The organism is Pseudomonas sp. PLMAX, assembly GCF_046042685.1.
Taxonomy (GTDB): Bacteria; Pseudomonadota; Gammaproteobacteria; order Pseudomonadales; family Pseudomonadaceae; genus Aquipseudomonas; species Aquipseudomonas putida_AE.
Genome location: NZ_CP064949.1, coordinates 1587289 through 1612051, shown reverse-complemented (window position 1 = coordinate 1612051; position 24763 = coordinate 1587289). Strand labels below are relative to the sequence as shown.

Annotated in this window: 23 protein-coding genes; 10 read left to right on the top strand and 13 right to left on the bottom strand. The window is 59.9% G+C overall.

Translation table 11 applies throughout. The annotated features are described in order from the left end of the window. Nucleotides 1-7 precede the first annotated feature (7 nt). The 3 genes from DKB71_RS07320 (at nucleotide 8) to DKB71_RS07310 (ending at nucleotide 2741) form a co-directional block, all read left to right on the top strand. Nucleotides 8-1057, top strand: a complete 1050-nt coding sequence (locus tag DKB71_RS07320; protein WP_323606655.1) for an alkene reductase — start codon at nucleotides 8-10, stop codon at nucleotides 1055-1057. Nucleotides 1058-1224: 167 nt separating this feature from the next. Continuing rightward, nucleotides 1225-1881, top strand: coding sequence for a hypothetical protein (locus DKB71_RS07315; protein ID WP_408599974.1), 657 nt, complete (start codon nucleotides 1225-1227; stop codon nucleotides 1879-1881). 191 nt (nucleotides 1882-2072) lie between these two features. Continuing rightward, nucleotides 2073-2741 (top strand): hypothetical protein, encoded by a 669-nt coding sequence (locus DKB71_RS07310; protein ID WP_408599973.1) that lies wholly within the window; start codon nucleotides 2073-2075, stop codon nucleotides 2739-2741. Nucleotides 2742-3009: 268 nt separating this feature from the next. Here the strand turns inward: DKB71_RS07310 and emhR are convergent, their stop codons facing one another. Next, on the bottom strand, nucleotides 3010-3642 hold the full coding sequence (gene emhR / locus DKB71_RS07305) for an efflux system transcriptional repressor EmhR (RefSeq protein WP_274073446.1): 633 nt from the start codon (nucleotides 3640-3642) through the stop codon (nucleotides 3010-3012). A gap of 268 nt (nucleotides 3643-3910) precedes the next feature. Here emhR and emhA point away from each other — a divergent pair, with 268 nt between their 5' ends. From emhA to DKB71_RS07285, 4 genes are all read left to right on the top strand, one after another. Continuing rightward, nucleotides 3911-5068, top strand: coding sequence for an efflux RND transporter periplasmic adaptor subunit EmhA (emhA, locus tag DKB71_RS07300; RefSeq protein WP_274073445.1), 1158 nt, complete (start codon nucleotides 3911-3913; stop codon nucleotides 5066-5068). 3 nt (nucleotides 5069-5071) lie between these two features. Then, nucleotides 5072-8236: an efflux RND transporter permease subunit EmhB gene (gene emhB / locus DKB71_RS07295; RefSeq protein WP_408599972.1), complete on the top strand. Its 3165-nt coding sequence runs from the start codon at nucleotides 5072-5074 to the stop codon at nucleotides 8234-8236. Next, complete coding sequence (gene emhC, locus DKB71_RS07290; protein WP_274073443.1) at nucleotides 8233-9693, top strand: efflux RND transporter outer membrane subunit EmhC; 1461 nt, start codon at nucleotides 8233-8235, stop codon at nucleotides 9691-9693. The genes emhB and emhC overlap by 4 nt, the downstream gene beginning before the upstream one ends. A 430-nt stretch (nucleotides 9694-10123) precedes the next feature. Next, nucleotides 10124-11380: an OprD family porin gene (locus DKB71_RS07285; RefSeq protein WP_408599971.1), complete on the top strand. Its 1257-nt coding sequence runs from the start codon at nucleotides 10124-10126 to the stop codon at nucleotides 11378-11380. A 137-nt stretch (nucleotides 11381-11517) separates the two neighbouring features. On the opposite strand, the gene pcaC is transcribed toward DKB71_RS07285, so the two are convergent. The 9 genes from pcaC to pcaR all read right to left on the bottom strand — a co-directional run bounded on the left by pcaC (nucleotide 11518) and on the right by pcaR (nucleotide 20867). Then, nucleotides 11518-11910 carry a 4-carboxymuconolactone decarboxylase gene (pcaC, locus tag DKB71_RS07280; protein WP_323626637.1) on the bottom strand — a complete coding sequence of 131 codons (393 nt, stop codon included), beginning with the start codon at nucleotides 11908-11910 and terminating at the stop codon, nucleotides 11518-11520. A gap of 11 nt (nucleotides 11911-11921) precedes the next feature. Beyond that, entirely contained in the window at nucleotides 11922-12728 is an 807-nt protein-coding gene (pcaD, locus tag DKB71_RS07275) for a 3-oxoadipate enol-lactonase (RefSeq protein ID WP_408599970.1), read from the bottom strand. A gap of 11 nt (nucleotides 12729-12739) precedes the next feature. Next, nucleotides 12740-14104, bottom strand: a complete 1365-nt coding sequence (locus DKB71_RS07270; protein ID WP_408599969.1) for a 3-carboxy-cis,cis-muconate cycloisomerase — start codon at nucleotides 14102-14104, stop codon at nucleotides 12740-12742. 45 nt (nucleotides 14105-14149) lie between these two features. Next, nucleotides 14150-15454, bottom strand: a complete 1305-nt coding sequence (locus DKB71_RS07265) for an MFS family transporter (protein WP_274073438.1) — start codon at nucleotides 15452-15454, stop codon at nucleotides 14150-14152. 194 nt (nucleotides 15455-15648) lie between these two features. Then, nucleotides 15649-16215, bottom strand: coding sequence for a protocatechuate 3,4-dioxygenase subunit alpha (gene pcaG, locus DKB71_RS07260; RefSeq protein ID WP_274073437.1), 567 nt, complete (start codon nucleotides 16213-16215; stop codon nucleotides 15649-15651). 1 nt (nucleotide 16216) lies between these two features. Beyond that, on the bottom strand, nucleotides 16217-16921 hold the full coding sequence (gene pcaH, locus DKB71_RS07255) for a protocatechuate 3,4-dioxygenase subunit beta (protein ID WP_408599968.1): 705 nt from the start codon (nucleotides 16919-16921) through the stop codon (nucleotides 16217-16219). Between the two features lie 37 nt (nucleotides 16922-16958). Next, nucleotides 16959-18164: a 3-oxoadipyl-CoA thiolase gene (gene pcaF / locus DKB71_RS07250; protein ID WP_408599967.1), complete on the bottom strand. Its 1206-nt coding sequence runs from the start codon at nucleotides 18162-18164 to the stop codon at nucleotides 16959-16961. Nucleotides 18165-18393: 229 nt separating this feature from the next. Then, on the bottom strand, nucleotides 18394-19740 hold the full coding sequence (locus tag DKB71_RS07245) for an MFS transporter (protein ID WP_408599966.1): 1347 nt from the start codon (nucleotides 19738-19740) through the stop codon (nucleotides 18394-18396). Between the two features lie 284 nt (nucleotides 19741-20024). Then, the gene (gene pcaR / locus DKB71_RS07240) at nucleotides 20025-20867 is read right to left on the bottom strand and encodes a pca regulon transcriptional regulator PcaR (RefSeq protein ID WP_274073433.1); all 843 of its coding nucleotides are present in this window, start codon (nucleotides 20865-20867) and stop codon (nucleotides 20025-20027) included. A 385-nt stretch (nucleotides 20868-21252) separates the two neighbouring features. On the opposite strand from pcaR, the gene DKB71_RS07235 reads away from it, so the two are divergent. The 3 genes from DKB71_RS07235 (at nucleotide 21253) to DKB71_RS07225 (ending at nucleotide 23564) form a co-directional block, all read left to right on the top strand. After that, nucleotides 21253-21414: a hypothetical protein gene (locus DKB71_RS07235; RefSeq protein ID WP_323626632.1), complete on the top strand. Its 162-nt coding sequence runs from the start codon at nucleotides 21253-21255 to the stop codon at nucleotides 21412-21414. Nucleotides 21415-21509: 95 nt separating this feature from the next. Beyond that, on the top strand, nucleotides 21510-21710 hold the full coding sequence (locus DKB71_RS07230; RefSeq protein ID WP_008056863.1) for a hypothetical protein: 201 nt from the start codon (nucleotides 21510-21512) through the stop codon (nucleotides 21708-21710). 378 nt (nucleotides 21711-22088) lie between these two features. Next, nucleotides 22089-23564 carry an inorganic phosphate transporter gene (locus DKB71_RS07225; protein ID WP_274073432.1) on the top strand — a complete coding sequence of 492 codons (1476 nt, stop codon included), beginning with the start codon at nucleotides 22089-22091 and terminating at the stop codon, nucleotides 23562-23564. 268 nt (nucleotides 23565-23832) lie between these two features. Here the strand turns inward: DKB71_RS07225 and ccoM are convergent, their stop codons facing one another. From ccoM to DKB71_RS07210, 3 genes are all read right to left on the bottom strand, one after another. Next, the gene (gene ccoM / locus DKB71_RS07220; RefSeq protein WP_323608795.1) at nucleotides 23833-23949 is read right to left on the bottom strand and encodes a cytochrome c oxidase subunit CcoM; all 117 of its coding nucleotides are present in this window, start codon (nucleotides 23947-23949) and stop codon (nucleotides 23833-23835) included. A gap of 144 nt (nucleotides 23950-24093) precedes the next feature. After that, complete coding sequence (locus DKB71_RS07215; protein WP_008016476.1) at nucleotides 24094-24255, bottom strand: hypothetical protein; 162 nt, start codon at nucleotides 24253-24255, stop codon at nucleotides 24094-24096. Between the two features lie 71 nt (nucleotides 24256-24326). Beyond that, nucleotides 24327-24668: an aspartate-semialdehyde dehydrogenase gene (locus DKB71_RS07210; RefSeq protein WP_274073431.1), complete on the bottom strand. Its 342-nt coding sequence runs from the start codon at nucleotides 24666-24668 to the stop codon at nucleotides 24327-24329. Nucleotides 24669-24763 lie beyond the last annotated feature (95 nt).

Sequence of the window (24763 nt, the reverse complement as noted above, 5' to 3'; positions counted from 1 at the left end):
GCAATAAATGACTACTATTTTCGATCCGATCAAACTGGGCGACCTCGAGTTGGCCAACCGCATCATCATGGCCCCGCTGACCCGTTGCCGCGCCGATGAAGGCCGCGTACCGAATGCCCTGATGGCCGAGTACTACGTACAACGCGCCTCCGCCGGCCTGATCCTCAGCGAGGCCACTTCGGTCACGCCGATGGGCGTCGGCTACCCGGACACCCCGGGTATCTGGTCCAACGACCAGGTGCGTGGCTGGGCCAACGTGACCAAGGCGATCCACGGCGCGGGCGGCAAGATCTTCCTGCAACTGTGGCACGTGGGTCGTGTATCGCACCCATCGTACCTGGGCGGTGAAGCACCGGTCGCTCCGAGCGCCATCCAGCCCAAGGGTCATGTCAGCCTGGTTCGTCCACTGGCCGACTACCCGACCCCGCGCGCCCTGGAAACCGAGGAAATCGCCGACATCGTCGACGCCTACCGCACCGGTGCCGAGAACGCCAAGGCCGCCGGTTTCGACGGCGTGGAAATCCACGGCGCCAACGGTTACCTGCTCGACCAGTTCCTGCAAAGCAGCACCAACCAGCGCACCGACAACTATGGTGGTTCCGTGGAAAACCGTGCTCGCCTGTTGCTGGAAGTGACCGACGCCGCGATCGAAGTCTGGGGCGCCGGCCGTGTCGGTGTGCACCTGGCACCGCGCGCCGACTCCCATGACATGGGCGATGACAACCTGGCAGAGACCTTCACCTACGTGGCTCGCGAACTGGGCAAGCGTGGCATCGCATTCATCTGCTCGCGTGAGAAAGAAGGCGCCGACAGCCTCGGCCCGCAGATCAAGGAAGCCTTTGGCGGCCCGTACATCATCAACGAACGCTTCACCAAGGACAGTGCCAACCAATGGCTGGCCAGCGGCAAAGCCGATGCCGTCGCCTTCGGCGTACCGTTCATTGCCAACCCGGACCTGCCGGCGCGCTTGAAAGCGGATGCGCCACTGAATGACGCGCGTCCTGAGCTGTTCTATGCCAAGGGCCCGGTCGGCTACATCGACTACCCAACACTGTAAGCGTTACCGTTAACACGCAATAGCCTCGGCTTGAAAAAGCCGAGGTTTTTTTTGTTTAGGCATTTTGATTATCGCCACCGGCAATAAACCATTACACCAATAAAAAACACCTTAATCGCACCCCTGTTATTATCTATAAATACCAACCACCGAAAACAGGTAATATCATGGACGATAAAGAAAACAATCAAGAACACAGCAACGAAGACATTAAAGATGTAACCTTTGAACAGAACTTCCTTAAAGACATGACCCGCGCCATGCTGCCCGCCTATTTACAGCACCTGGTCAGTTTTGCCGAAGATAGAGCAGACATAGATAACGCCATAGACAAACAGAAAACCGTGGAGGAATTCGACGAATTCATCCGCGAAGGTAAGCGGGACGAGGAACAGGCCTGGCGCTCCATCAGTAACGATGAGTCTCCCAACAGCGTGATTGTCTACATCTTCAATGCCACCGCAAAAACGTTCAGCCTCACCACAACAAGCTCGTATAACGGCGCTCCCCCCAGAGAGGCTTGTGTCCTCGAACCCTGGAACTGCGCGTCAATCATACTGCGCAGCGAGCCACCTACTAAAAAAAACCCTAACATCAAAGTCAATCATGACCTCTCTTTTGAAAGTGGCAAATTTGCATTCCAATTCAATACATCGCTGAGTTTGAAAGGTGATGGTCCTTTTGTCCTCAAGGTTACATTCACTCCCCACATTCAACATACTGTGCGATCTATTGGTAAGGAACAATTGAAGTGCACCTCCAGTATCACCAGAAGCCTGGCAAAGGAACCTTACAGCTACAGCGTCGTGATCAGGCTGGGTTAACAGCAAAACCTGAACAGAACACGTGACAACCTGGCAGAGACCTTCACCTACGTCGCTCGCGAACTGGGCAAGCGTGGCATTTAGGCGTTTGATTTTCGCCACCAGCAACAATCCATTACACCAATAAAAAACACCTTAATCGCATCCCTGTTATTATCTATAAATACCAACCACCGAAAACAGGTAATATCATGGACGACAAAGAAAACAATCAAGAAAACAGCAACGAAGACATTAAAGATGTAACCTTTGAACAGAACTTCCTTAAAGACATGACCCGCGCCATGCTGCCCGCCTATTTGCAGCACCTGGTCAGTTTTGCCGAAGATAGAGCAGACATAGATAACGCCATAGACAAACAGAAAACCGTGGAGGAATTCGACGAATTCATCCGCGAAGGTAAGCGGGACGAGGAACAGGCCTGGCGCTCCATCAGTAACGTTCAGTCTCCCAACAGCGTTATCTTCTACATCTTCAATGCCACCGCAAAAACGTTCAGCCTCACCACATCAAGCTGGGATAACGGCATTCACCCCAAAGAGAAATATGACCTTGAACCCTGGGACTACTTGTCATTCATACTGCGCAGTGAGCCACCTAGAAGACGTGCTGGAAAAATTCCTGCCTCTCAAGTCAATCATCACTTCTCCTATGAAAGTGGCAAACTTGCATTCCAATTCTCGACGTCGCTGAGTATCAGAGGTGAACATCAGGGATTCTCCTTTTCACCTAAAGACATTCCCCATATTGAACATACTGTTCGATCTATTGGTAGGGAAAAATTGAAGTGCACCTCCAGCATCACCAGAACAATGCCAAAGAAACCTTACAGCTACAGCGTCGTGATTAAGCTCGGTTAACAGCAAGACCTGAACAAAACACGCAAGCGCTTGATAGCAGGCGCTTGCCCTGTACTTCGTTGACGCAGTTCCCGCTTTCCATCGATCAGTCTGCGAATCAAGCTCCCTCCCGGCGACAACACAAATTTCCTACAAAATACGTAATTCATTGACTGTTAACCGGTCGAGCATACGTATATAAAAGCACCCCATACCGCAAGTCGCGTGAAGAAAGGTTCATTTGGCACTGCATCGATTGACACGGCTGCAGCCAATTACGCATCTTGCTTCATTTGCGCAAGCTGGGGCTGAAGCGCAACAGGTCCAGCCCGGTATCGACCCAACGCTCAGCCTCGCTGTGCAGTTGAAAGCTGTCGGGGGCCAGCAGCCACTGGTACAGGATGCCATCGATATAGGCATGCAGGCTGATGGCCGCGCGAGCCGTGTCGAGGTTTTCCGGCAGTTGCCCGCGATTCACGGCGTTACTCAGGGCCAGGCCGATCCGTACATTGCAGTCCAGGCTGGCCGCCACACGCTGCTGGCGCAAGTCGCACATTTCATCGGTGAACTCGCACTTATGAAACAGAATTTCGTTGATGCGTCGGGTTTTCGGGTCCAGCGCAATTTGATGAAACAAATGAATCAACAGCTTGCGCATGCAGCCCAGGGGGTCGGGTTCGTCCGGGCTTTCGCTGGCCTTGGCCATTTCATCCAGAGGCTCATGCAGGGTATCGAGCATGGCCTGCACCAGGTCCGCCTTGTTGCTGAAATGCCAGTAGATCGCCCCGCGGGTAACGCCGGCCAGGGTCGCGATGTCCGCCAGGGTCGTTCGCGCCACACCCCGCTCGAAAAAGGCTTTCTCGGCCGCTTCGAGTATCTGGCTGCGGGTTTCTTGGGCTTCCTCTTTGGTACGACGGACCATGGCAGTACAACCTCAATCAGGATGCTTCAGCGATGTCTGGATATCAGCTGAATAAAAGCGGGGCGAGAGCTCTTGGGTATCGTCCCCGGGCTTACGATTTGAACCTTTCCAGGACGTTTGTAACGACCTGGGTACACGGCCAGGGCCTTTACAAACAGCCGTGAATGTAAGTATATTCCTTAGCATGCTACTTATCCACCCGGACCCCACTTTTTAACCTTCCATCTTTTCTTGTGCGTTTTTTTTCGCGCCTGACCCGAGGATTTTCATGCAATTCAAGCCAGCTGTTACCGCTCTGGTCGCCGCCGTCGCCCTGGCATCGCTGCTCAGCGGATGCAAAAAGGAAGAAGCTCCACCGGCCGCACCACCGCCTCAGGTCGGCGTCGTTACCCTGCAAGCGCAAACGTTTACGCTCACCTCGGAACTGCCGGGGCGCACCAGCGCGTTCCGCATTGCCGAGGTTCGTCCACAGGTCAACGGCATCATTCTCAAGCGCCTGTTCAAGGAAGGCAGCGACGTCAAGGCCGGCCAGCAGCTCTATCAGATCGATCCATCGGTCTATGAGGCGACCCTGAAAAGCGCCGAAGCCAACCTGCGTTCGACCAAGTCGATTTCCGATCGCTACCAGCAACTGGTCAACGAACAGGCCGTAAGCCGCCAGGAATACGACACGGCCGTGGCCAACCGCCTGCAATCGGAAGCTTCGTTGCAATCGGCGCAGATCAACGTGCGCTACACCAAGGTCTACGCGCCGCTGACCGGCCGCATCGGTCGTTCCACGGTGACCGAGGGCGCGCTGGTCAGCAACGCGCAGACCGAAGCGATGGCCGTGATCCAGCAACTTGACCCGATCTACGTCGATGTAACGCAATCCTCGGTCGAACTGCTGCAACTTCGGCGCGAACTGGAAAGCGGTCGCCTGCAGAAGGCCGGTGACAACGCCGCCAAGGTCAAGCTGACCCTCGAGGACGGCAGCGAATACAAACTGGACGGTAAACTGGAGTTCTCCGAAGTCTCGGTCGACCAGACCACCGGTTCCGTGACCCTGCGTGCCGTGTTCCCGAACCCTGATCACACCCTGCTGCCGGGCATGTTCGTGCACGCACAGTTGCAGGCTGGTGTGAACAGCGCGGCGATCCTGGCCCCGCAACAAGGCGTGACCCGCGACCTCAAGGGCAGTCCGACCGCACTGGTCGTCGGCCCTGACAACAAGGTTGAACTGCGTCAGCTCAAGGCCAGCCGCACCGTCGGTAACCAATGGTTGATCGAAGACGGCCTGAAAGCCGGCGATCGCCTGATCACCGAAGGCCTGCAATTCGTCAAGCCAGGCATCGAAGTCAAGGCCACTGACGCCACTAACGTAGGCGCCAAGAACCCGGCCCCCGCCAAGCCAGCTGAGCAGGCTGCCAGCGGCAAAGGGGAGTAACTCATGTCCAGATTTTTCATCGACCGTCCGATTTTCGCCTGGGTAATAGCCCTGGTGATCATGCTGGTCGGGGCACTGTCGATCCTCAAGCTGCCGATCAACCAGTACCCGAGCATTGCACCGCCGGCCATCGCAATTTCCGTGACCTACCCGGGCGCTTCCGCGCAAACCGTGCAGGACACTGTGGTCCAGGTGATCGAGCAACAGCTCAACGGTATCGACAACCTGCGTTATGTGTCTTCGGAAAGTAACTCCGACGGCACCATGACCATTACCGCGACCTTCGAGCAAGGCACCAACTCCGATACCGCGCAGGTCCAGGTCCAGAACAAGCTGAACCTGGCCACCCCGCTGTTGCCGCAGGAAGTGCAGCAACAAGGTATCCGCGTGACCAAGGCAGTGAAGAACTTCCTGCTGGTGATCGGCGTGGTGTCGCGTGACGGCAGCATGACCAAGGACGACCTGTCCAACTACATCGTGTCGAACATGCAGGACCCGATCTCGCGGACCGCCGGCGTCGGCGACTTCCAGGTGTTCGGTTCGCAGTACGCCATGCGTATCTGGCTCGACCCGGCCAAGTTGAACAACTTCAATCTGACCCCGGTCGACGTCAAGACCGCCATCGCCGCGCAGAACGTCCAGGTGTCCTCCGGCCAGCTCGGCGGCCTGCCCGCCCTGCCCGGCACCCAGCTGAACGCGACGATCATCGGCAAGACGCGCCTGCAGACCGCCGAGCAATTCAACAAGATCCTGCTCAAGGTCAACAAGGACGGTTCCCAGGTTCGCCTGAAAGATGTCGCCGAAGTCGGCCTGGGTGGCGAGAACTACAGCATCAACGCCCAGTTCAACGGCGCCCCGGCGTCCGGTCTGGCCGTGAAGCTGGCCACCGGTGCCAACGCCCTGGATACCGCCAAGGCCCTGCGCACGACCATCGACAGCCTCAAGCCGTTCTTCCCTGAAGGGATGGAAGTGGTGTTCCCGTACGACACCACGCCGGTGGTGACCGAATCGATCAAGGGCGTGGTGCACACCCTGGTCGAAGCGGTTGCGCTGGTGTTCCTGGTGATGTTCCTGTTCCTGCAGAACTTCCGTGCCACCATCATCACCACGATGACGGTTCCGGTGGTATTGCTCGGGACATTCGGCATCCTCGCGGCGGCCGGTTTCAGCATCAACACCCTGACCATGTTCGGCATGGTGCTGGCCATCGGCTTGCTGGTGGACGACGCCATCGTCGTGGTGGAAAACGTCGAACGGGTGATGAGCGAAGAAGGCCTGTCGCCCAAGGAAGCGACCAAGAAATCCATGGGCCAGATCCAGGGTGCCCTGGTCGGTATCGCCCTGGTGCTCTCGGCGGTATTGCTGCCGATGGCGTTCTTCAGCGGTTCCACCGGTGTGATCTACAAGCAGTTCTCGATCACCATCGTCTCGGCCATGGCCCTGTCGGTACTGGTTGCCCTGATCTTCACCCCGGCGCTCTGCGCCACCATGCTCAAGCCGATTTCGAAAGGCGAGCATCACACCCCGAAACGCGGCTTCTTCGGCTGGTTCAACCGCAACTTCGACCGTGGTGTCAGTAGCTACGAGCGTGGCGTGGGCAACATGCTCACGCACAAGGCGCCGTACCTGCTGGCCTACCTGATCATCGTCGTCGGCATGATCTGGCTGTTCACCCGCATTCCGACGGCGTTCCTGCCGGAAGAGGACCAGGGCGTACTGTTCGCCCAGGTACAGACCCCAGCCGGTTCGACCGCCCAGCGCACCCAGGTGGTCGTGGACGAAATGCGCGAATACCTGCTGCGTCCTGGCAAGGATGGCGGTGAAGGCGATGCGGTGAACTCGGTGTTTACCGTGACCGGCTTCAACTTCGCCGGCCGTGGCCAGAGCTCGGGCATGGCGTTCATCATGCTGCGCCCATGGGAAGATCGAAACGCCGACAACAGCGTGTTCAAGGTCGCGGCCCGTGCCCAACAGCACTTCTTCACCTTCCGTGACGCCATGGTGTTTGCCTTCGCCCCGCCTGCGGTACTGGAGTTGGGTAACGCCACCGGTTTCGACGTGTTCCTGCAGGACCGCGCCGGTATCGGTCACGACAAGTTGATGGAAGCGCGTAACCAGTTCCTCGGCATGGCGGCGCAAAGCAAGATCCTCACCCAGGTCCGTCCGAACGGCCTGAACGACGAACCGCAATTCCAACTGGAAATCGACGACGAGAAGGCCAGTGCCCTGGGCATTACCATCGCCGACATCAACAACACCCTGTCGATCGCCCTGGGCAGTAGCTACGTCAACGACTTCATCGACCGTGGTCGGGTGAAGAAGGTTTACGTGCAAGGCCAGCCGGGTTCACGCATGAGCCCTGAAGACCTGAACAAGTGGTACGTGCGCAACAGCGTCGGCACCATGGTCCCGTTCTCGGCGTTCGCCAAGGGCGAGTGGATCTACGGCTCGCCGAAACTGGCCCGCTACAACGGCGTAGAAGCGATGGAAATCCTCGGCGCCCCGGCTCCGGGTTATTCCACCGGTGAAGCCATGGCCGAAGTTGAAGCCCTTGCCGCCAAACTGCCGAAGGGTGTCGGTATTTCCTGGACCGGCCTGTCCTACGAGGAACGGCTGTCCGGCTCGCAAGCGCCGGCGCTGTACGCCCTTTCGCTGCTGATGGTGTTCCTGTGCCTGGCGGCGCTGTATGAGAGCTGGTCGATTCCGATCGCGGTGATGCTGGTCGTTCCGCTGGGGATCATCGGTGCGCTGATGGCCACCAGCCTGCGTGGTTTGTCCAACGACGTGTACTTCCAGGTGGGCCTGTTGACGACCATCGGCCTGGCGGCGAAAAACGCCATCCTGATCGTCGAATTCGCCAAGGAACTGCACGAACAAGGGCGCAGCCTGCGTGAGGCAGCCATCGAAGCCTGCCGCATGCGTCTGCGACCGATCATCATGACCTCCCTCGCCTTCGTGCTCGGTGTGGTACCCCTGGCGATCTCCACGGGCGCAGGTTCCGGTAGCCAGCATGCCATCGGCACCGGCGTGATTGGCGGTATGATCACGGCAACCGTTCTGGCGATCTTCTGGGTCCCACTGTTCTTCGTCACCGTGTCGGCCATGGGTCAGCGTAAAAACGTCGACCAGGAAGACGCTACTGAAACTCCTAAAGAGGCTGGCCAATGAGCAAGTCGCTACTCTCCCTGGCAGTCGCCGCCTTCGTGCTAAGTGGCTGCTCGCTGATACCTGACTATCAGCGGCCGGACGCTCCGGTGGCAGGTCAATACCCTCAGGGCCCGGCGTATTCGCCGGCCCAGGCACCGGCGCAGGCTGCTGCCGAGCAGGGCTGGAGGCAGTTCTTCCATGACCCGGCGCTGCAGCAGCTGATTCAGGTATCCCTGGAAAACAACCGCGACCTGCGTGTCGCGGCCCTGAACATCGATGCCTTTGCGGCTCAATACCGCATCTCGCGCGCCGATCTGTTCCCGGCCGTTTCGGCCAACGGTAGCGGCAGCCGTCAGCGCCTGCCGGCTGACGCTTCGCAGACCGGTGAAGCGGGCATCAGCAGTTCCTACTCGGCCACGGTCGGCATCAGTGCCTACGAGCTCGACATGTTCGGGCGGATTCGCAGCCTGAACGAAGAAGCGCTGCAGCAGTACTTCGCCACCGAAGAAGGCCGCCGCAGCACGCAGATCAGCCTGGTGGCCAGTGTGGCCAACGCCTACCTGACCTGGCAGGCCGACAAGGAACTGCTCAAGCTGACCCAGGACACCCTCGCCGCGTTCGAGGAGAGCTACAAGCTCACCGCGCGCAGCAACGAAGTGGGGGTCGCTTCGGCCCTGGACCTGGCGCAGTCGCGCACCTCGGTGGAAAACGCCCGTGCGCAACTGGCCAAGTACACCCGTCAGGTCGCTCAAGATGAGAACAGCCTGGTATTGCTGCTCGGCACCGGCATCCCGGCCAACCTGCAGGCGGCCAAACCGCTGGCGGACGATCTGTTGGCCGAAGTACCGCCAGGCCTGCCGTCGGACTTGCTGCAGCGTCGTCCGGACATCCTGCAAGCCGAGTACAACCTCAAGGCCGCCAACGCCAACATTGGCGCGGCGCGGGCGGCGTTCTTCCCGAGCATCAGCCTGACGGCCAACGCCGGCACCCTGAGCCCGGACCTGTCCGGCCTGTTCAAGGGTGGCTCGGGCACCTGGCTGTTCCAGCCGCAGATCAACCTGCCGATCTTCAACGCCGGCAGCCTGCGCGCCAGCCTGGATTACTCGAAAATCCAGAAAGACATTGGCGTGGCGAACTACGAGAAGTCCATCCAGACGGCCTTCCAGGAAGTCGCCGATGGCCTGGCCGCGCGCCAGACCTACGTGCAGCAGTTGCAGGCACAGCAGGACTTCGTCAATGCCAACCAGGACTACTACCGTCTTGCCGAGCGTCGGTACCGCATCGGTGTCGACAGCAACCTGACCTTCCTCGATGCCCAGCGTCAGCTGTTCAGTGCCCAACAGGCACTGATCACCGACCGCCTGGCGCAGCTGGTCAGCCAGGTCAACCTGTACAAGGCCCTGGGTGGTGGCTGGAACGAACAGACGGCGAAGAACGAGCCGTTGAAGGAAGAAGCGCCGAAGTTGAAGTTGTTCTGATGGTGCTGTGAAAAAACATGAAGCCCACCTTTTGGTGGGCTTTTTGTTGGTTGCAGGAAAGTATGCGTTGTCAGATCCGGCCCCTTCGCGAGCAAGCCCGCTCCCACATTCGATCGTATTCTTTCTGGAGGAACCCGGTTGAATGTGGGAGCGGGCTTGCTCGCGAAGGGGCCAGTATCGACAACACAAACCCCGGCCAATCTTACGTTCGATAATCGCCCAAAACCTGCTTTCACAGATTGAACCACCTAGTACATTCACATCACCATTTGATCCACAAAACCAATAACAACAGGTTCGATACGATGCCCCCGCACTCTACCCTCTCCGGCTGATCCGCCCCGCTTGTCCCGATCTCGCATGCACGTCTGCAACCCCAGGTTGCGGCATCACCCTGTTTCATCCCCAAGAATTAGAGAGACCCGAGCCCATGCCTTCTCCCGCGCATTACTTCGTTCCCAGCCTGATTGCCATCGCCCTGGCGAGCGCAGCCCTGCCCGCCCAGGCCGAAGAGTCGGGGTTTGTCGAAGGAGCCAAGGTCAACCTGAACCTGCGCAACTTCTACATCAACCGCAACTTCACCAACCCGACCAAGACCCAGGGCAAGGCCGAAGAGTGGACACAAAGCTTCATTCTTGACGCCAAGTCCGGGTATACCCAGGGCATCGTCGGCTTCGGCATGGATGTGCTGGGCCTGTACTCGGTGAAACTCGATGGCGGCAAAGGCACCGGTGGCACACAGTTGCTGCCGCTGGACAGTGACGGCCGCCCGGCCGACAACTTCGGGCGCACCAACGTGGCGTTCAAGGCCAAGCTGTCGCAGACCGAAGCGAAGGTGGGCGAATGGATGCCGGTGCTGCCGATCCTGCGTTCGGACGACGGCCGCTCGCTGCCGCAGACCTTCCGTGGCGGCCAGATCACCTCGAAGGAATTCGACGGCCTGACGCTGTACGGCGGCCAGTTCCGCCAGAACAGCCCGCGCGACGACAGCAGCATGAGCGACATGTCGATGACCGGCAAAGCCGCATTCACCTCCGATCGCTTCAACTTCCAGGGCGGCGAGTACCTGTTCAACGAGAAACGCACCCAGATCGCTGTGTGGAACGCCGAACTCAAGGACATCTACAGCCAGCAATTCATCAACCTGACCCACAGCCAACCGCTCGGCGCCTGGACCCTGGGTGCCAATCTCGGCTTCTTCTACGGCAAGGATGACGGCAGCGCCCGGGCCGGCGAGTTGGACAACAAGACGATGTACGGGCTGCTTTCGGCCAAGTACGGTGGCAACACCTTTTACGTCGGCCTGCAGAAACTCACCGGCGACAGCCCGTGGATGCGCGTCAACGGCACCAGCGGCGGAACCCTGGCCAACGACAGCTACAACTCCAGCTACGACAACGCCCGGGAAAAATCCTGGCAGGTGCGCCACGACTACAACTTCGTCGCCCTTGGCGTGCCGGGGTTGACCCTGATGAACCGCTACATCAGCGGCGACAACGTGCACACGGGGACGATCACCGATGGCAAGGAATGGGGGCGTGAAAGTGAACTGGGCTACACCGTGCAAAGCGGTGCGCTGAAAGACCTGAACGTGAAATGGCGCAACTCGACCATGCGTCGCGACTACAGCAACAATGAGTTCGATGAAAACCGCGTGATCGTCAGCTATCCGATCAGCCTGTTGTAAACACAAAACAAATGTGGGAGCGGGCTTGCTCGCGAAAGCGGACGGTCAGCCAGCAATGATGTCGACTGAAACACCGCATTCGCGAGCAAGCCCGCTCCCACACTAGATCTTCGGTATGTTCAAAATCTACGGTGCATTCACACCCGCGATTCAGTCCCCAACTCATCCCACACCGACTCGGCCAGGTGGAATGTCGCGTTGGCGGCGGGAATGCCGCAGTAGATCGCGCTCTGCATGATCACTTCCTTGATCTCGCCACGGCTCACGCCGTTGTTGGCGGCGGCGCGCAGGTGCAGTTTGAGTTCACCCTCGCGGTTCATGCCGATCAGCATGGCGATGGTGATCAGGCTGCGGGTGTGGCGCGGCAGGCCCGGACGGGTCCAGATGTCACCCCAGGCGTGGCGGGTGATCATTTCCTGGAACTCCGAGTTGAACTCGGTCAGGGTGGTCAGGCTGCGGTCGACATGGGCGTCGCCCAGTACCGCGCGACGGACATTCATGCCCTCGTCGTAACGTTGCTTCTCGTCCACAACAATCCCCTTCAATGAGCCAACAAGAACGCCAGTACCCGCTCGCTGAACGCAGCGCCAGCCTGGACGTTGGACAAGTGCGCGGCGTAGAACTCGGCGTACTCGGCGCCCTGCACGTGCTCCTGGATGAAGTGTCCACCGGAGGGCGGCGTCACTGCATCTTCAGTCCCGGCAACCACCAACAGCGGTGCCTTGATCGAAGACAAGTGATCGCGGAAGTCGGCATCACGCACCGCTGCGCAGTTGGCCGCGTAACCTTCAGGCGAAGTGGCCGCCAGCATGTCGGTAATTTGCTTGGCCGCGGCCGGATTGGCCGCTGAGAAATCCGGGGTGAACCAGCGCGCAATCGACGCATCGCGCAGGGCGACCATCGCGGCCTGGCCATCGCGCAGCACGGTTTCGATGCGTGGGTTCCACACCGACGGATCGCCGATTTTCGCCGCGGTGTTGCACACCACCAGTTTGTTCAGGCGCTCGCCGGCATTGATGCCCAGCCACTGGCCGATCAGCCCGCCCATGGACAGTCCACAGAAATGCGCGCGCTCGATGTGCAGCGCATCCAGCAGCGCCAGTACGTCGCGGCCCAGTTGCTCGATGCTGTACGGTCCCGGCGTCACCAAGGACTTGCCATGGCCGCGGGTGTCGAAACGCAGCACGCGAAAATGCTCGCTGAACGCCGCAATTTGCGCGTCCCACATGTGCAGGTCAGTACCCAGCGAGTTGGACAGCACCAGCACCGGCGCATCGACCGGTCCGTCGAGTTGCGGCCCTTGAATTTGGTAGTGCAGTTCGCCATCGGCGAGTTGTACGAAAGCCACAGCAGTCTCCTTCACGCAGTCAACGCAGAATGTTCAGCCACCGCTCGCTCGACCCAGGTACGGGCCTGACCGAGGTAGTGGGCGGGGTCCAGCAGATGATCGAGTTCAGCCGCCGACAACTCGGCGGTCACTTGCGGTTCGTCGCCGAGTACCGCGCGCAGATGACGTTGCTCGGCCACGGCGCGTTTGCAGCATTGCTCCAACAGATGATGCGCGGTGTCCCTGCCGACCCGTTGCGCAAGGACGATGCTCACCGCCTCGGCGAGCACCAGGCCCTGGGTCAGGTCGAGGTTGCGCGCCATGCGGGCGGCGTCCACTTCCAGCCCACCGGTGATCAGCAGTGCTTGCTTGAGGCTGCCGGAGACCAGGCAGCAGATCTCCGGCAGGGTTTCCCACTCGGCGTGCCACAGCCCCAGGCTGCGCTCGTGCTCCTGGGGCATCGCGCTGAACAAGGTCGACAGCAGGCCTGGTACGCGCGTCGCCGCGCCAATCAGCACGGCCGCGCCGACGGGATTGCGTTTGTGCGGCATGGTCGAGGAGCCGCCCTTGCCCGGCGCCGAAGGCTCGAACACCTCGGCGGCTTCGGTCTGCATCAACAGACTGATGTCGCGACCGAGTTTACCCAGGCTGCCGGCGATCAGTCCGAGTACCGAGCCAAACTCCACCAGGCGATCGCGCTGGGTGTGCCAGGGCTGGTCGGGCAGCGTCAGTTGCAGCTCTTCGGCCAACGCCTGGGCAATCGGCATCGCCTGCTCGCCGAGGGCCGCGAGGGTCCCGGAAGCGCCGCCGAATTGCAGCACCAGCAGACGTGGCTTGAGTTCCAGCAGACGCTGACGACTGCGGGTCACCGCCCCCAGCCAACCGGCGATTTTCATGCCCAGGGTCACCGGCGTCGCGTGCTGCAACCAGGTGCGCCCGGCTAGTGGCGTGGCCACATGACGTTGGGCCTGGGTAGCGAGAGTCTGGCCCAGTTGCGCCAGATCGCTGTCGATCAATTCCAGCGCCCGGCGCAATTGCAGCACCAGGCCGCTGTCCATCACGTCCTGACTGGTGGCGCCCAGATGCACGTAGCGCTCGGCTTCGGCATCGCTCGCCGCGATCTGCTTGCCCAGCGCCTTGACCAACGGAATCGCAGAATTACCCGCCGTGGCAATCGCCTCGCCCAGGGCCGCAAAATCGTAATGCCCGGCCTGGCAAGCGGCTTCGATCGGCGCCACCGCCGTGTGCGGAATCAGGCCAACCCGCGCTTCGGCACGGGCCAGGGCCGCTTCGAAATCGAGCATGGCCTGGACCCGGCCCTGATCGCAGAACACTTCACGCATGTCGCGGGCAGTGAAATAGGCATCGAACAATTGATTGCCCGGTCGCTCGTTCATAAACAATCCCTGCAGGCGCGGGCCGCTCGGGCCCGCGGGTATGGATCAAAGGTCGTGATGCAGATACTTGGCTTGCTTGGGCAGGCGCAGGCTGAACAGGAACGCGATTGCCATCATCACCGTCACGTACCAGTAGAAGGAGTTTTCCATCCCGACCGCTTTAAGGCTCAAGGCAACATACTCCGCCGAACCGCCGAAGATCGCATTCGCCACCGCGTACGCCAGGCCGACGCCCAGTGCGCGTACTTCGGGCGGGAACATTTCGGCTTTTACCAGGCCGCTGATCGAGGTGTAGAAACTGACGATTGCCAGTGCCACGGTAATCAGCACAAAGGCCAGGAACGGACTGGTGACGCTTTTCAGGCTCAGCAGGATCGGCACGGTGCACAAAGTACCCAAGGCGCCGAACCACAGCATCGAGTTACGTCGGCCGATCTTGTCGGCGAGCATGCCGAAGAACGGCTGCATGCACATATAAAGGAACAGTGCGCCGGTCATGATGTAACTGGCGGTCTTGGCGTGCATGCCGGCGGTGTTCACCAGGTATTTCTGCATGTACGTGGTGAAGGTGTAGAAAATCAGCGAGCCACCGGCGGTGTAGCCGAGCACGGTGATGAACGCGGCTTTATGGTCGCGGAACAGTGCGCGGATGCTGCCGGCGTCCTTGTTTTCGCGCATTTCCTTGCTGGTGGTTTCTTTCAGCGAACGGCGCAGATACAGCGAAACCAGCGCCGCCATCGCACCGACCACGAACGGAATCCGCCAGCCGTAGGCACGCAATTCGTCCTCACTGAGGAACTGCTGCAGGACCACCACCAGCGACACCGCCAGCAACTGCCCGCCGATCAGCGTGACGTACTGGAACGAGGCGAAAAAACCGCGCTGGCCCTTGAGGGCGACTTCGCTCATGTAGGTGGCGGTGGTGCCATATTCGCCACCCACCGACAGGCCCTGGAGCAAGCGCGCGAACAACAGCATGATCGGCGCCCAGACACCGATGTCCTTGTAGGTCGGCAGGCAGGCGATGAGCAGCGAGCCGAAGCACATCATCAGAATCGATATCAGCATCGAATTCTTGCGCCCGTGCTTGTCCGCGACCCGGCCGAAGATCCAGCCGCCAATCGGGCGCATCAGGAACCCGGCGGCAAATACGCCCGCGGTGTTGACCAACTGCACGGTGGGGTTGTCGGAGGGGAAAAAGGCAGGCGCGAAGTAGATCGCACAGAAGGCATAGACATAGAAGTCGAACCATTCGACGAGGTTGCCGGACGAAGCGCCGACAATGGCGAAGATCCGCTTGTTACGTTCTTCGCCGGTGTACAGAGGTTCTGTAGCGGTGATCGATGTCATTGTTTTTTACTCAATGGGGACTGAGAGAGTCTAGACATACTTTGCAACAGTCCCGTTCCACAAATGCATCAACCCCCTGCAGGAGCTGGCTTGCCAGCGATGGACGCAAGAGCGACACGGTAAACCAATGGATACTCGTCATCGTTAACGACCATCGCTGGCAAGCCAGCTCCTACAGGGGATGCGGTGTTCACTTAATAATCGAAGAACACCGTCTCGGCATCGGTACCCTGCAGAACAACGTTCCACTGGTATACACCCGACGCATCCTGCTTCGCCAGCAAGGTGCCGCGACGTTCTGCCGGCACGCATTCGAGCAACGGATCCGCCACGTTAGCCGGCTCGCCATCGAAGTAGATCCGCGTCAGCAAGTGCTTCACCAGGCCACGGGCAAACACCAGCACCACCAGATGCGGTGCCTGGGTCGTGCCCTTGAGGCCTTCGACCGTGCCCGGCTTGATGGTGGTGAAACGGAAGCGCCCTTCGGCATCCACCGGCACCCGGCCAAAGCCTTCGAAGTTCGGGTCCAGGGGTTTGTCCTGCTCGTCTTCGGGGTGGTCGTACTTGCCGGCGGCGTTGGCCTGCCAGACTTCCAGCATCGCGTCGTTGACCACATCGCCGTTGCCATCGACCACCTGCCCGGTGATCGCCACGCGCTCGCCCAGGGTTTGCTCGACGGTCAGGTCTTCGCGGTTCAGCCAGGTCAGTCCGATGTGGTAGTACGGCCCGACGGTGTGGGACGTGGTCGCATTCAGCGTCATCTTATTTCTCCATCGGCGTGGCGTCGCGGCCGCGCAAGACGATGTCCCAGCGATAACCGAGGGCATAGGACGGGATGGTTTTTTCCAGATCGAACGAGGCGATCAAACGCTCTTTGGCGCGGGTATCGGGCACGCAGTTGTAGATCGGGTCGTACGCCAGCAGCGGGTCGCCCGGGAAATACATCTGGGTGACCAGGCGCGTCAGGATGCTCGGTCCGAACAGCGAGAAATGGATGTGCGCCGGGCGCCAGGCGTTGTGGTGGTTACCCCACGGATACGCGCCGGGCTTGATGGTCTGGAACTGGTACCAGCCATCGGCGTCGGTCACGGTGCGGCCGGTGCCGGTGAAGTTCGGGTCCAACGGCGCGTCGTGCAGGTCACGGGCATGGTTGTAGCGACCGGCGGCGTTGGCCTGCCAGATCTCCACCAGGATCCCCGGCACCGGCAGGCCGTTCTCATCCAGCACACGGCCGTGAATGATGATGCGTTCGCCCTGTGGTTCGCCTTCATGCTGGGCGGTCAGGTCGTTATCCTTCTCATTGACGCGCTCGGCACGAATGGTCGGACCGGTGATTTCCGACAACGAATGCGGCAAAAACACCAATGGCTTGGACGGCGAGCGCAGGTTGGTGGATTGGTAGGTCGGATGCAGGTACTCAGGCTGAGTGCCTTCCTGCGGGCGACGATAACCAGGCTTGTCAGTCATGAAGCTTTCCTCGATTTCTTGTTAGTGGCAGAGCGCGTCAGACGCGCTCGATCGCCAGGGCCAGACCCTGGCCGACACCGACGCACATGGTCGCCAGGCCTTTCTTGCCACCGGTTTTTTCCAGCTGATGCAATGCGGTCAGTACCAGGCGCGCACCGCTCATGCCCAGCGGATGGCCCAAGGCAATGGCGCCACCGTTCGGGTTGACCTGGGCCGCGTCGTCGGCGATTCCCAGTTCACGCAGTACCGCCAGGCTTTGGCTGGCGAAGGCTTCGTTGAGTTCGATCACGTCGAAATCGCTGACGGCCACGCCGAGGCGTTCGATCAGTTTACGCACGGCGGGCACCGGGCCGATGCCCATCACCCGTGGCGCAACACCGGCGCTGGCCATGCCCAGCACTTTGGCGCGGGCGGTCAGGCCGTGTTTTTTCACCGCTTCGGCCGAAGCCAGGATCAAGGCGGCGGCACCGTCGTTGACGCCCGAAGCGTTGCCGGCGGTGACGGTTTTGTCCGGGCCGTTGACCGGCTTGAGTTTGGTCAGGGCTTCGAGGGTGGTGTCGGCGCGCGGATGTTCGTCCTGGCTGACCACGGTTTCACCCTTCTTGTGGGCAATGCGCACTTCGACGATTTCTTCGGCGAAGAAGCCCGCGGCTTGCGCGGCGGCGGTGCGTTGCTGGCTGCGCAAGGCGAACGCGTCCTGATCGGCGCGGGACACCTGGTAATCATCGGCGACGTTGTCGGCGGTTTGCGGCATCGCATCCACACCGTACTGGGCTTTCATCAACGGGTTGATGAAGCGCCAGCCGATGGTGGTGTCTTCCAGCTTCATGTTGCGCGAGAACGCTGCATCAGCCTTGCCCATCACGAATGGCGCGCGGGACATCGACTCGACGCCACCGGCAATCGCCAGCTCCATTTCGCCACTGGCGATGGCGCGGAACGCGGTGCCGATGGCGTCCATGCCCGAAGCGCACAGGCGATTGAGGGTCACGCCCGGAATGGTTTCCGGCAGCCCCGCCAGCAGCAGCGCCATGCGCGCCACGTTGCGGTTGTCTTCACCGGCCTGGTTGGCGCAGCCGAGGAACACTTCGTCCACCGCCGTCCAGTCCACCGAAGGGTTGCGCTCCATCAGCGCCTTGATCGGCACCGCGGCCAGGTCGTCGGCGCGAACTGCCGACAGGCCGCCGCCGAAACGGCCGATGGGGGTGCGAATCGCGTCGCAGATATAAACTTCACGCATCATGCTTCTCCGGGCTTCGAGATCACGCAGAGCGAGCTCCCGTTTGTTATTTCGACGTAGTAAAAAAAGGCGCCGATGCGCAGCGCCGCAATGGTTAAAGATTAAGCCCATGGCACAGGCCAAACAATTCGATAATCGACTGAGTGTTCGTTTATCGAACACATTGTTGTCTGGCTATCGTTTTGTCGCCTGCAAAAGATCGCAGCCTGCGGCAGCTCCTACAAAGGCATGATCAGGTCGCATCTGCATGACTGACCACCCCCTTGATCAGCACCGCCGTTGTTGCCAATGCCGCCGGAATCACCAATGCCGTCAGCACCTGCTCGAAATTCCAGCCCAGCCCCAGCAGCGTCGCGCCCATCCATGCACCGAGGATCGCGCCGAAGCGGCCAATCCCGAGCATCCACGAAACCCCGGTGGCCCGCCCTTGAGTCGGATAAAAGCGCGCGGCCAGCGACGGCATCGCCGATTGCGCGCCGTTGACACACATACCGGCCACCAGCACCAGGGTCGCCAGGATTGTGATGTTGCCCAGGCTCTGCCCTACCGCGTAGGCAAACACCCCGGCCAGCAGGTAGAAAATGCCGATGACCTTGTGCGGATTGAAGCGGTCCATCGCCCAGCCTACGCCCACCGCGCTCAACACCCCGCCGAACTGGAACAACGCGCCGATGAACGCGGCCTGCTCCATGCTCGCGCCACTGTCACGCATCAGGGTCGGCAGCCAACTGGTCAGCAGGTAGACGATCACCAGGCCCATGAAGTAGGTCAGCCACAACAGCAAGGTACCGACGCTGTAGGTGCCGGAGAAGATCACCGCAAACACGTTACGCGCCTTCACGGTTTTCTGTTCCGGCACGCTGAAGCTCGAGGCCTGGCCCACCACTGTCGGGTCGATGGGTGCCAGGGTCTTGCGTACCTTGTCGGTGCCGCGATTACGCACCACGAGGAAACGCGCCGACTCCGGCAGCCAGACCAGCAATACGACAGCGAGGATCAACGGCAGGATCCCGCCGATCAGCAGCAGGCTGTGCCAGCCGAAGGCCGGAATCAGCTTCGCCGAAATGAATCCACCCCCGGCCATGCCCAGGTTGAAGCCGCAGAACATGCTGGTCACCAGCAGGGACTTCTTGCGCTCCGGGGTGTATTCCGACAGCAGCGTGGTTGCGTTCGGCATGCCCGCGCCCAAGCCGAGACCGGTCAGGAAACGCAACACCAGCAACTGGTCGACGTTGGTACTGTAGGCCGAAGCCAGGCTGAAGGCACCGAACAGCAGCACCGCCCCGACCAGAACGACCTTGCGCCCAAAGCGGTCAGCCAGCGGACCGGAACCCAGTGCGCCGAAGACCATGCCGATCAGCGCCGCACTCATCACCGGGCCGAGGCTGGCCCGGTCGATGCCCCAATCCTGGGACAGCGCGGGCGCGATGAAACCCATGGCCGCGGTATCGAGGCCATCGAGGAAGACAATCAGGAAACACAGGATCACCACGCGCCACTGATAGCGCGAAATGGGTTGGGCATTGATGAAGGACTGCACGTCGAGGCAGTTACCTACAGCAGACTGGGGCTGGTTCATTATTTTTTTCCACGCAAAACGCAGTCGAACAGGTGCCAGCCTTTAACAGGGCTGTCACGGTAAAGGGGGTGTCAGGATCAGGCGATCGGGTTCCGGCACAAAAACCGGGGAGAACGGCGACAGTCGGGGAATGTGCGCATCGGGTGCCTCTTCTCATTATTATGGGGTCGTCGTCCGGTGCCGGATCGAGATCGACAGCGCCGGATGACGCTGCCGCGACATTAATGAGCCAAGGGAAAGAGCGTCAATTCGCCAGACGCGAGTCTGTGCGATTATCGAACAGCTTAGGTAAACAGCTGGGTGCTGAGGTCGCGGCTGGCACTTAACAGGCCCGGCAGGAAACGCTGTTCAAGTTCGCTGCGGCTGACCCGCCCGGCGTGGGTACTGACGTTGAGCGCCGCGACCACCTGGCCGGAAGCGTCGTACACCGGCACCGCGATCGAACGAAGCCCCTGCTCCAGTTCCTGGTCGACGATGCACCACCCTTGTTGTCGCACCTCCTGCAGGCATTCGAGCAATGCCTCGGGGGTATGGAGGGTTCGACTGGTCTTGGCTTGCAGGTCGGCGTGGTCGAGATACTCGTGCAATGACGTGTCATCGAGGGCGGCGAGCAGGATCCTGCCCATCGACGTGCAATAGGCCGGCAAGCGCCCACCCACCGACAGGTCGACCGATATCAGGCGCTGGGTGGTGGCCGAGCGGGCGATGTACAAGATGTCATCGCCTTCAAGCGTGGCCATGTTGCAGGCCTCGTGAAGTTGCTCGCTCATGCGGTCCAGGTAAGGCTGTGCAGAAACCGCCAGCGGCGTCGAGGACACATAGGCGTGGCCCAGGGTCAGCACTTTGGGCAGCAGCGAATAGGTGCGGCCATCGGTGGTGGCGTAACCGAGCTTGATCAACGTATGCAGGCAACGGCGCACGGCGGCGCGGGGAATTTCCGTCCGGTGGCTGATCTGGGCAATGGTCAGGTGCCGCTTGCGCTCCTGGAACGCCTGCACCACGGCCAGTCCACGCGCCAGCGAGGTCATGAAGTCCGGGTCGCCGGTCAGGGCCTGGATCCGCTTGGCGGGGGAAGCAACGATCGGCGGTGCCACCGAAGCGAAGGAGTTGCGCAGTTGATCGTTCATACTAGGTCCTTTTCCCAGACGGATCGTCGATCCATTACAGGCGACTGGCTGTAGGGTACACAAGCCCGGGCCGACAAGATTGGGCGATTATCGAACCATCGATCGATAATCGCAATCCATGTTTTTTTTGCGCGGGCGCATCTGCCGACTTCAAGGCGCAATGTAATGGTCTTAAGTTGTGCGACTTAATGGCGCCAAAAAGGCATCGCCGTACAATGGCATCATCCAGTGCCCAAGTTGCCACTAACGGGTTATGGGTAGAAAACAATCACACATCAAGATCCACTTTTAACTCTATCGTGATAGTGTTCTGTCAATCGCTCGCTATAATGTAATTCAGTAGCCAATCGGTTTTTTATTAGCCGATCCCGCTACCGGTGGCGCGATGTTCCATCGCCGCTCTCCTCAGCAAGCCCATGACGCCGACTGCATCCGCATCGCGCCAACGCGCTCGCTGAAACAGGAACTGATGCTACGTCAGCTATATATCTCTGGTGCCGTGGCCGCCTGCAACATGGAAGTAATGAGCACACTGTCGCAAAAATGATGCCTGTAAGGGCTTTTTGCTTTTGACGAGTGCGGTCAATACATCGAGTGCAGCGCGTTTCACCAGAATTCACCTCAACTCAATCAGGTAGCACCGTGACAAAAGACGAACTGCGCGCGGAACTTGAGCGCCAGGAACAACGTTACAAGGAAGTTTACGGCGGGGAAGTCACCACCTACGCCGCCCAGCCCGAACCGGAACGCAAGCCCTGGCGCAAACGCGCCACCGTTCAGGATCAGGTATTCAAGCAGGAACTGGAAAAAATGGAAAAGGAACTGAAAGCCGAGGAGCCGTGACGTCCTGGGCTTTTAATACCTGCCGGGGTCTGCATTGCATCCGTTAAAAGCGGGATGTACTGATGTTGCCTTTTTGCGCCCGCCACGAGCGGGCAGCGGCCGCCTTGCCGACCTGATAAGGCTGAAGGCACGTATCTGACACTATTTTCAGAAATTTCATACAAGCGCGCGCAAGGTCCCTCCAGGCGTGGCGAACCCCTGTGCCTGCGGGCTTTCCAAAGAAATTCAAGTACTTGCAAGACCCGCAAAAGCGCAGGAAATTCAGGCTCCAAAGCAAAATAATTCGTTGAAGAATGTTACCGATGAGCAGCAAGTGCATCGATTTCCAGTCTTTTCTGGCATAATCGCGCCCCCTTATGACCGGGTCAGAAAACCTTCATGATCGATTTATTCAGCGGACTGGATGCTTGGGTGCTTGTGAGCCTCCTGCTCGCCCTGACTTTTGTCCTCGCCTTCGAGTTCATCAACGGATTTCATGACACCGCTAACGCGGTAGCCACTGTTATCTACACCAAAGCCATGCCGCCTCATCTGGCGGTGTTCTTTTCCGGTGTGTTCAACTTCCTCGGCGTTTTGCTGGGCGGCGTTGGCGTGGCGTATGCCATTGTCCACCTGCTGCCGGTGGAGCTGCTGATCAATGTGAACACCGGTCACGGACTGGCCATGGTGTTCTCGTTGCTCGCCGCCGCCATCGCCTGGAACCTGGGCACCTGGTACTTCGGTATCCCTGCCTCCAGCTCCCATACGCTGATCGGTTCGATCCTCGGCGTAGGCCTGGCCAACGCCCTGATCAACGATATTGCGTTGGCCGATGGCGTGAACTGGCAGAAGGCGATTGATATCGGTATGTCGCTGGTGTTCTCGCCAATGGCAGGCTTCCTGATCGCTGCGCTGATTCTGATCGGTCTGAAATGGTGGCGCCCGCTGTCGAAGATGCACAAGACGCCGGAGCAGCGCCGCAAGATCGACGACAAGAAACACCCGCCATTCTGGAACCGCCTGGTGCTGGTGATCTCGGCCATGGCCGTGAGCTTCGTGCACGGTTCCAACGATGGTCAGAAAGGTATCGGCCTGATCATGCTGGTGCTGATCGGCATCGTGCCGGCGCAGTTCGTACTTGATCTGAACAGCACCACCTACCAGATCGAACGTACCCGCGACGCCACCTTGCACCTGAACCAGTTCTACCAGCGCAACGCCGAAACCCTCGGCGAATTCCTGGCCCTGGGCAAAAGCGTCGAAGGCGATCTGCCGGAGAAATTCCGCTGCAACCCGCAACAGACCGAACCGACCATCAATGCCCTGCTTGGCACCCTCAAGGGTGTAGCCGACTATCACTCGCTGCCGCCGGAAAGCCGCATCGAAGTGCGTCGCTACCTGCTCTGCCTGGACGACACGGCGAAGAAAGTCAGCAAACTGCCAACCCTGGCCCCGCGGGAAAAGGCTGACCTGGACAAGCTGCGCAAAGACCTGACCACGACCACTGAATACGCTCCGTTCTGGGTGATCCTGGCGGTCGCCCTGGCCCTGGGCCTGGGTACCATGGTCGGCTGGAAACGCGTGGTACTGACCATCGGCGAAAAGATCGGCAAGCAAGGCATGACCTATTCCCAGGGCATGTCGGCGCAGATCACCACCGCGAGCCTGATTGGCATGGCCAACATCTTCAGCCTGCCGGTGTCCACCACCCACGTCCTGTCCTCGGGCGTTGCCGGTACCATGGTCGCCAACAAAAGCGGCCTGCAAGGCGGCACCGTCAAGACCATCCTGCTGGCCTGGGTCCTGACCCTGCCAGCCACCGTGGCGCTGTCGGCCGGCTTGTTCTGGCTGGCGTCGAAGGCACTCGGCAGCTGACAGGCAGCCGAACTGAGAAAGGCGCGCTCCGTATGGACCGCGCCTTTTTTATTGCCTGAATATTCCAGACACCGTCATTCCCCCTGTGGGAGCGGGCTTGCTCGCGAATGCGGAATGTCAGGCGATATTTGTATCGACTGATACTACGCATTCGCGAGCAAGCCCGCTCCCACAGGGTTGTGCATGGTCAGACACGTTTGCGCAGGCAAAAAAAAGGGCAACCGAAGTTGCCCAAAATGCCTTGCGTGCTCATTGCATCCAGAAAGACCTACGGCTCTTTGCGCTTGTGCGAGTCTTTCCAGATAAAAAATCCGAACCCTGCAAAAAATACAACCATGAGGCTGACGGTCAGCACTCCGGCGATCACCACGTTATCGAAAAACATGACGCGTCTCCTGCAGTTGCCCTGTTGCGATGGGGCCAAGGTAACCAATCGGGCAGGAGAAAATATTGACCGGGATCAATGTTGCCCGGGACCGGGCCTGGAAGGCGGGGGAAAACTGACCTGCATCAATCGATGCAGGAAGACTCAACGCTTTTTCGGTTTGTTCTTCGGCTTTTTCTTCGCCTTGCCCAATGGCATGGCCTGCTCGAACGCCTGGCGCACTTCGTTCAGGCGCTTGTCGTTAAGGTCATGGACACGCTTGGCGCGTTCGGCATTCAGGTCGATCAGCTTGTCGTCTTGGCTCATGGTGTCAGTGCATCGCTTGGCAGGAATGTGCCAATAATGCGGTCTGGCGACGGCGCTGACCAGTCACGGGCTCAAATCTCGATATCGACCCACAGGCCCTGACGAGGCTGGTCTTCCATCAACGGAGCCACCGGCACGGTGTTGTCGGCATTGAGTTCGTCACCCGGGATCGCCAGGTGCGCTTCGGGGTCCTCGTCGGCTTCACGGCGGCGGCGTTGCTGCTCCTGCTTGCGCCGCTGTTCTTCGCGCAGCAGCAGCGCGGCCTCTTCCGGATCGCGGTTTTGCAGGTCGATGGTGCTGTCGCTGGCGCTTTCCTGCACCGGCACGACGGGCGCGATGTCCGGGCGCGGGCGAACCGGGTCGTGCTGGGAAGTGATCGGCACGGCACTCAAGGGGAGCATCGGTGGCAGCATATTATCAGTCTCCTGTCAGCAGGCTGTCGGCCGCAGTAACGGCGACTTGAGCCATCGGTCGCAAACTGTGAGTCGATTGGCACGGTGGGAACGTT

Bases quoted from the DNA above. Each gene is read 5' to 3' on its own strand.
- DKB71_RS07320 (WP_323606655.1), top strand. From the start codon at position 8: ATGACTACTATTTTCGATCCGATCAAACTGGGCGACCTCGAGTTGGCC.
- DKB71_RS07315 (WP_408599974.1), top strand. From the start codon at position 1,225: ATGGACGATAAAGAAAACAATCAAGAACACAGCAACGAAGACATTAAA.
- DKB71_RS07310 (WP_408599973.1), top strand. From the start codon at position 2,073: ATGGACGACAAAGAAAACAATCAAGAAAACAGCAACGAAGACATTAAA.
- emhR (WP_274073446.1), bottom strand. From the start codon at position 3,642: ATGGTCCGTCGTACCAAAGAGGAAGCCCAAGAAACCCGCAGCCAGATA.
- emhA (WP_274073445.1), top strand. From the start codon at position 3,911: ATGCAATTCAAGCCAGCTGTTACCGCTCTGGTCGCCGCCGTCGCCCTG.
- emhB (WP_408599972.1), top strand. From the start codon at position 5,072: ATGTCCAGATTTTTCATCGACCGTCCGATTTTCGCCTGGGTAATAGCC.
- emhC (WP_274073443.1), top strand. From the start codon at position 8,233: ATGAGCAAGTCGCTACTCTCCCTGGCAGTCGCCGCCTTCGTGCTAAGT.
- DKB71_RS07285 (WP_408599971.1), top strand. From the start codon at position 10,124: ATGCCTTCTCCCGCGCATTACTTCGTTCCCAGCCTGATTGCCATCGCC.
- DKB71_RS07270 (WP_408599969.1), bottom strand. From the start codon at position 14,104: ATGAACGAGCGACCGGGCAATCAATTGTTCGATGCCTATTTCACTGCC.
- DKB71_RS07265 (WP_274073438.1), bottom strand. From the start codon at position 15,454: ATGACATCGATCACCGCTACAGAACCTCTGTACACCGGCGAAGAACGT.
- pcaG (WP_274073437.1), bottom strand. From the start codon at position 16,215: ATGACGCTGAATGCGACCACGTCCCACACCGTCGGGCCGTACTACCAC.
- pcaH (WP_408599968.1), bottom strand. From the start codon at position 16,921: ATGACTGACAAGCCTGGTTATCGTCGCCCGCAGGAAGGCACTCAGCCT.
- pcaF (WP_408599967.1), bottom strand. From the start codon at position 18,164: ATGATGCGTGAAGTTTATATCTGCGACGCGATTCGCACCCCCATCGGC.
- DKB71_RS07245 (WP_408599966.1), bottom strand. From the start codon at position 19,740: ATGAACCAGCCCCAGTCTGCTGTAGGTAACTGCCTCGACGTGCAGTCC.
- pcaR (WP_274073433.1), bottom strand. From the start codon at position 20,867: ATGAACGATCAACTGCGCAACTCCTTCGCTTCGGTGGCACCGCCGATC.
- DKB71_RS07235 (WP_323626632.1), top strand. From the start codon at position 21,253: ATGTTCCATCGCCGCTCTCCTCAGCAAGCCCATGACGCCGACTGCATC.
- DKB71_RS07225 (WP_274073432.1), top strand. From the start codon at position 22,089: ATGATCGATTTATTCAGCGGACTGGATGCTTGGGTGCTTGTGAGCCTC.
- ccoM (WP_323608795.1), bottom strand. From the start codon at position 23,949: ATGTTTTTCGATAACGTGGTGATCGCCGGAGTGCTGACCGTCAGCCTC.
- DKB71_RS07215 (WP_008016476.1), bottom strand. From the start codon at position 24,255: ATGAGCCAAGACGACAAGCTGATCGACCTGAATGCCGAACGCGCCAAG.
- DKB71_RS07210 (WP_274073431.1), bottom strand. From the start codon at position 24,668: ATGCTGCCACCGATGCTCCCCTTGAGTGCCGTGCCGATCACTTCCCAG.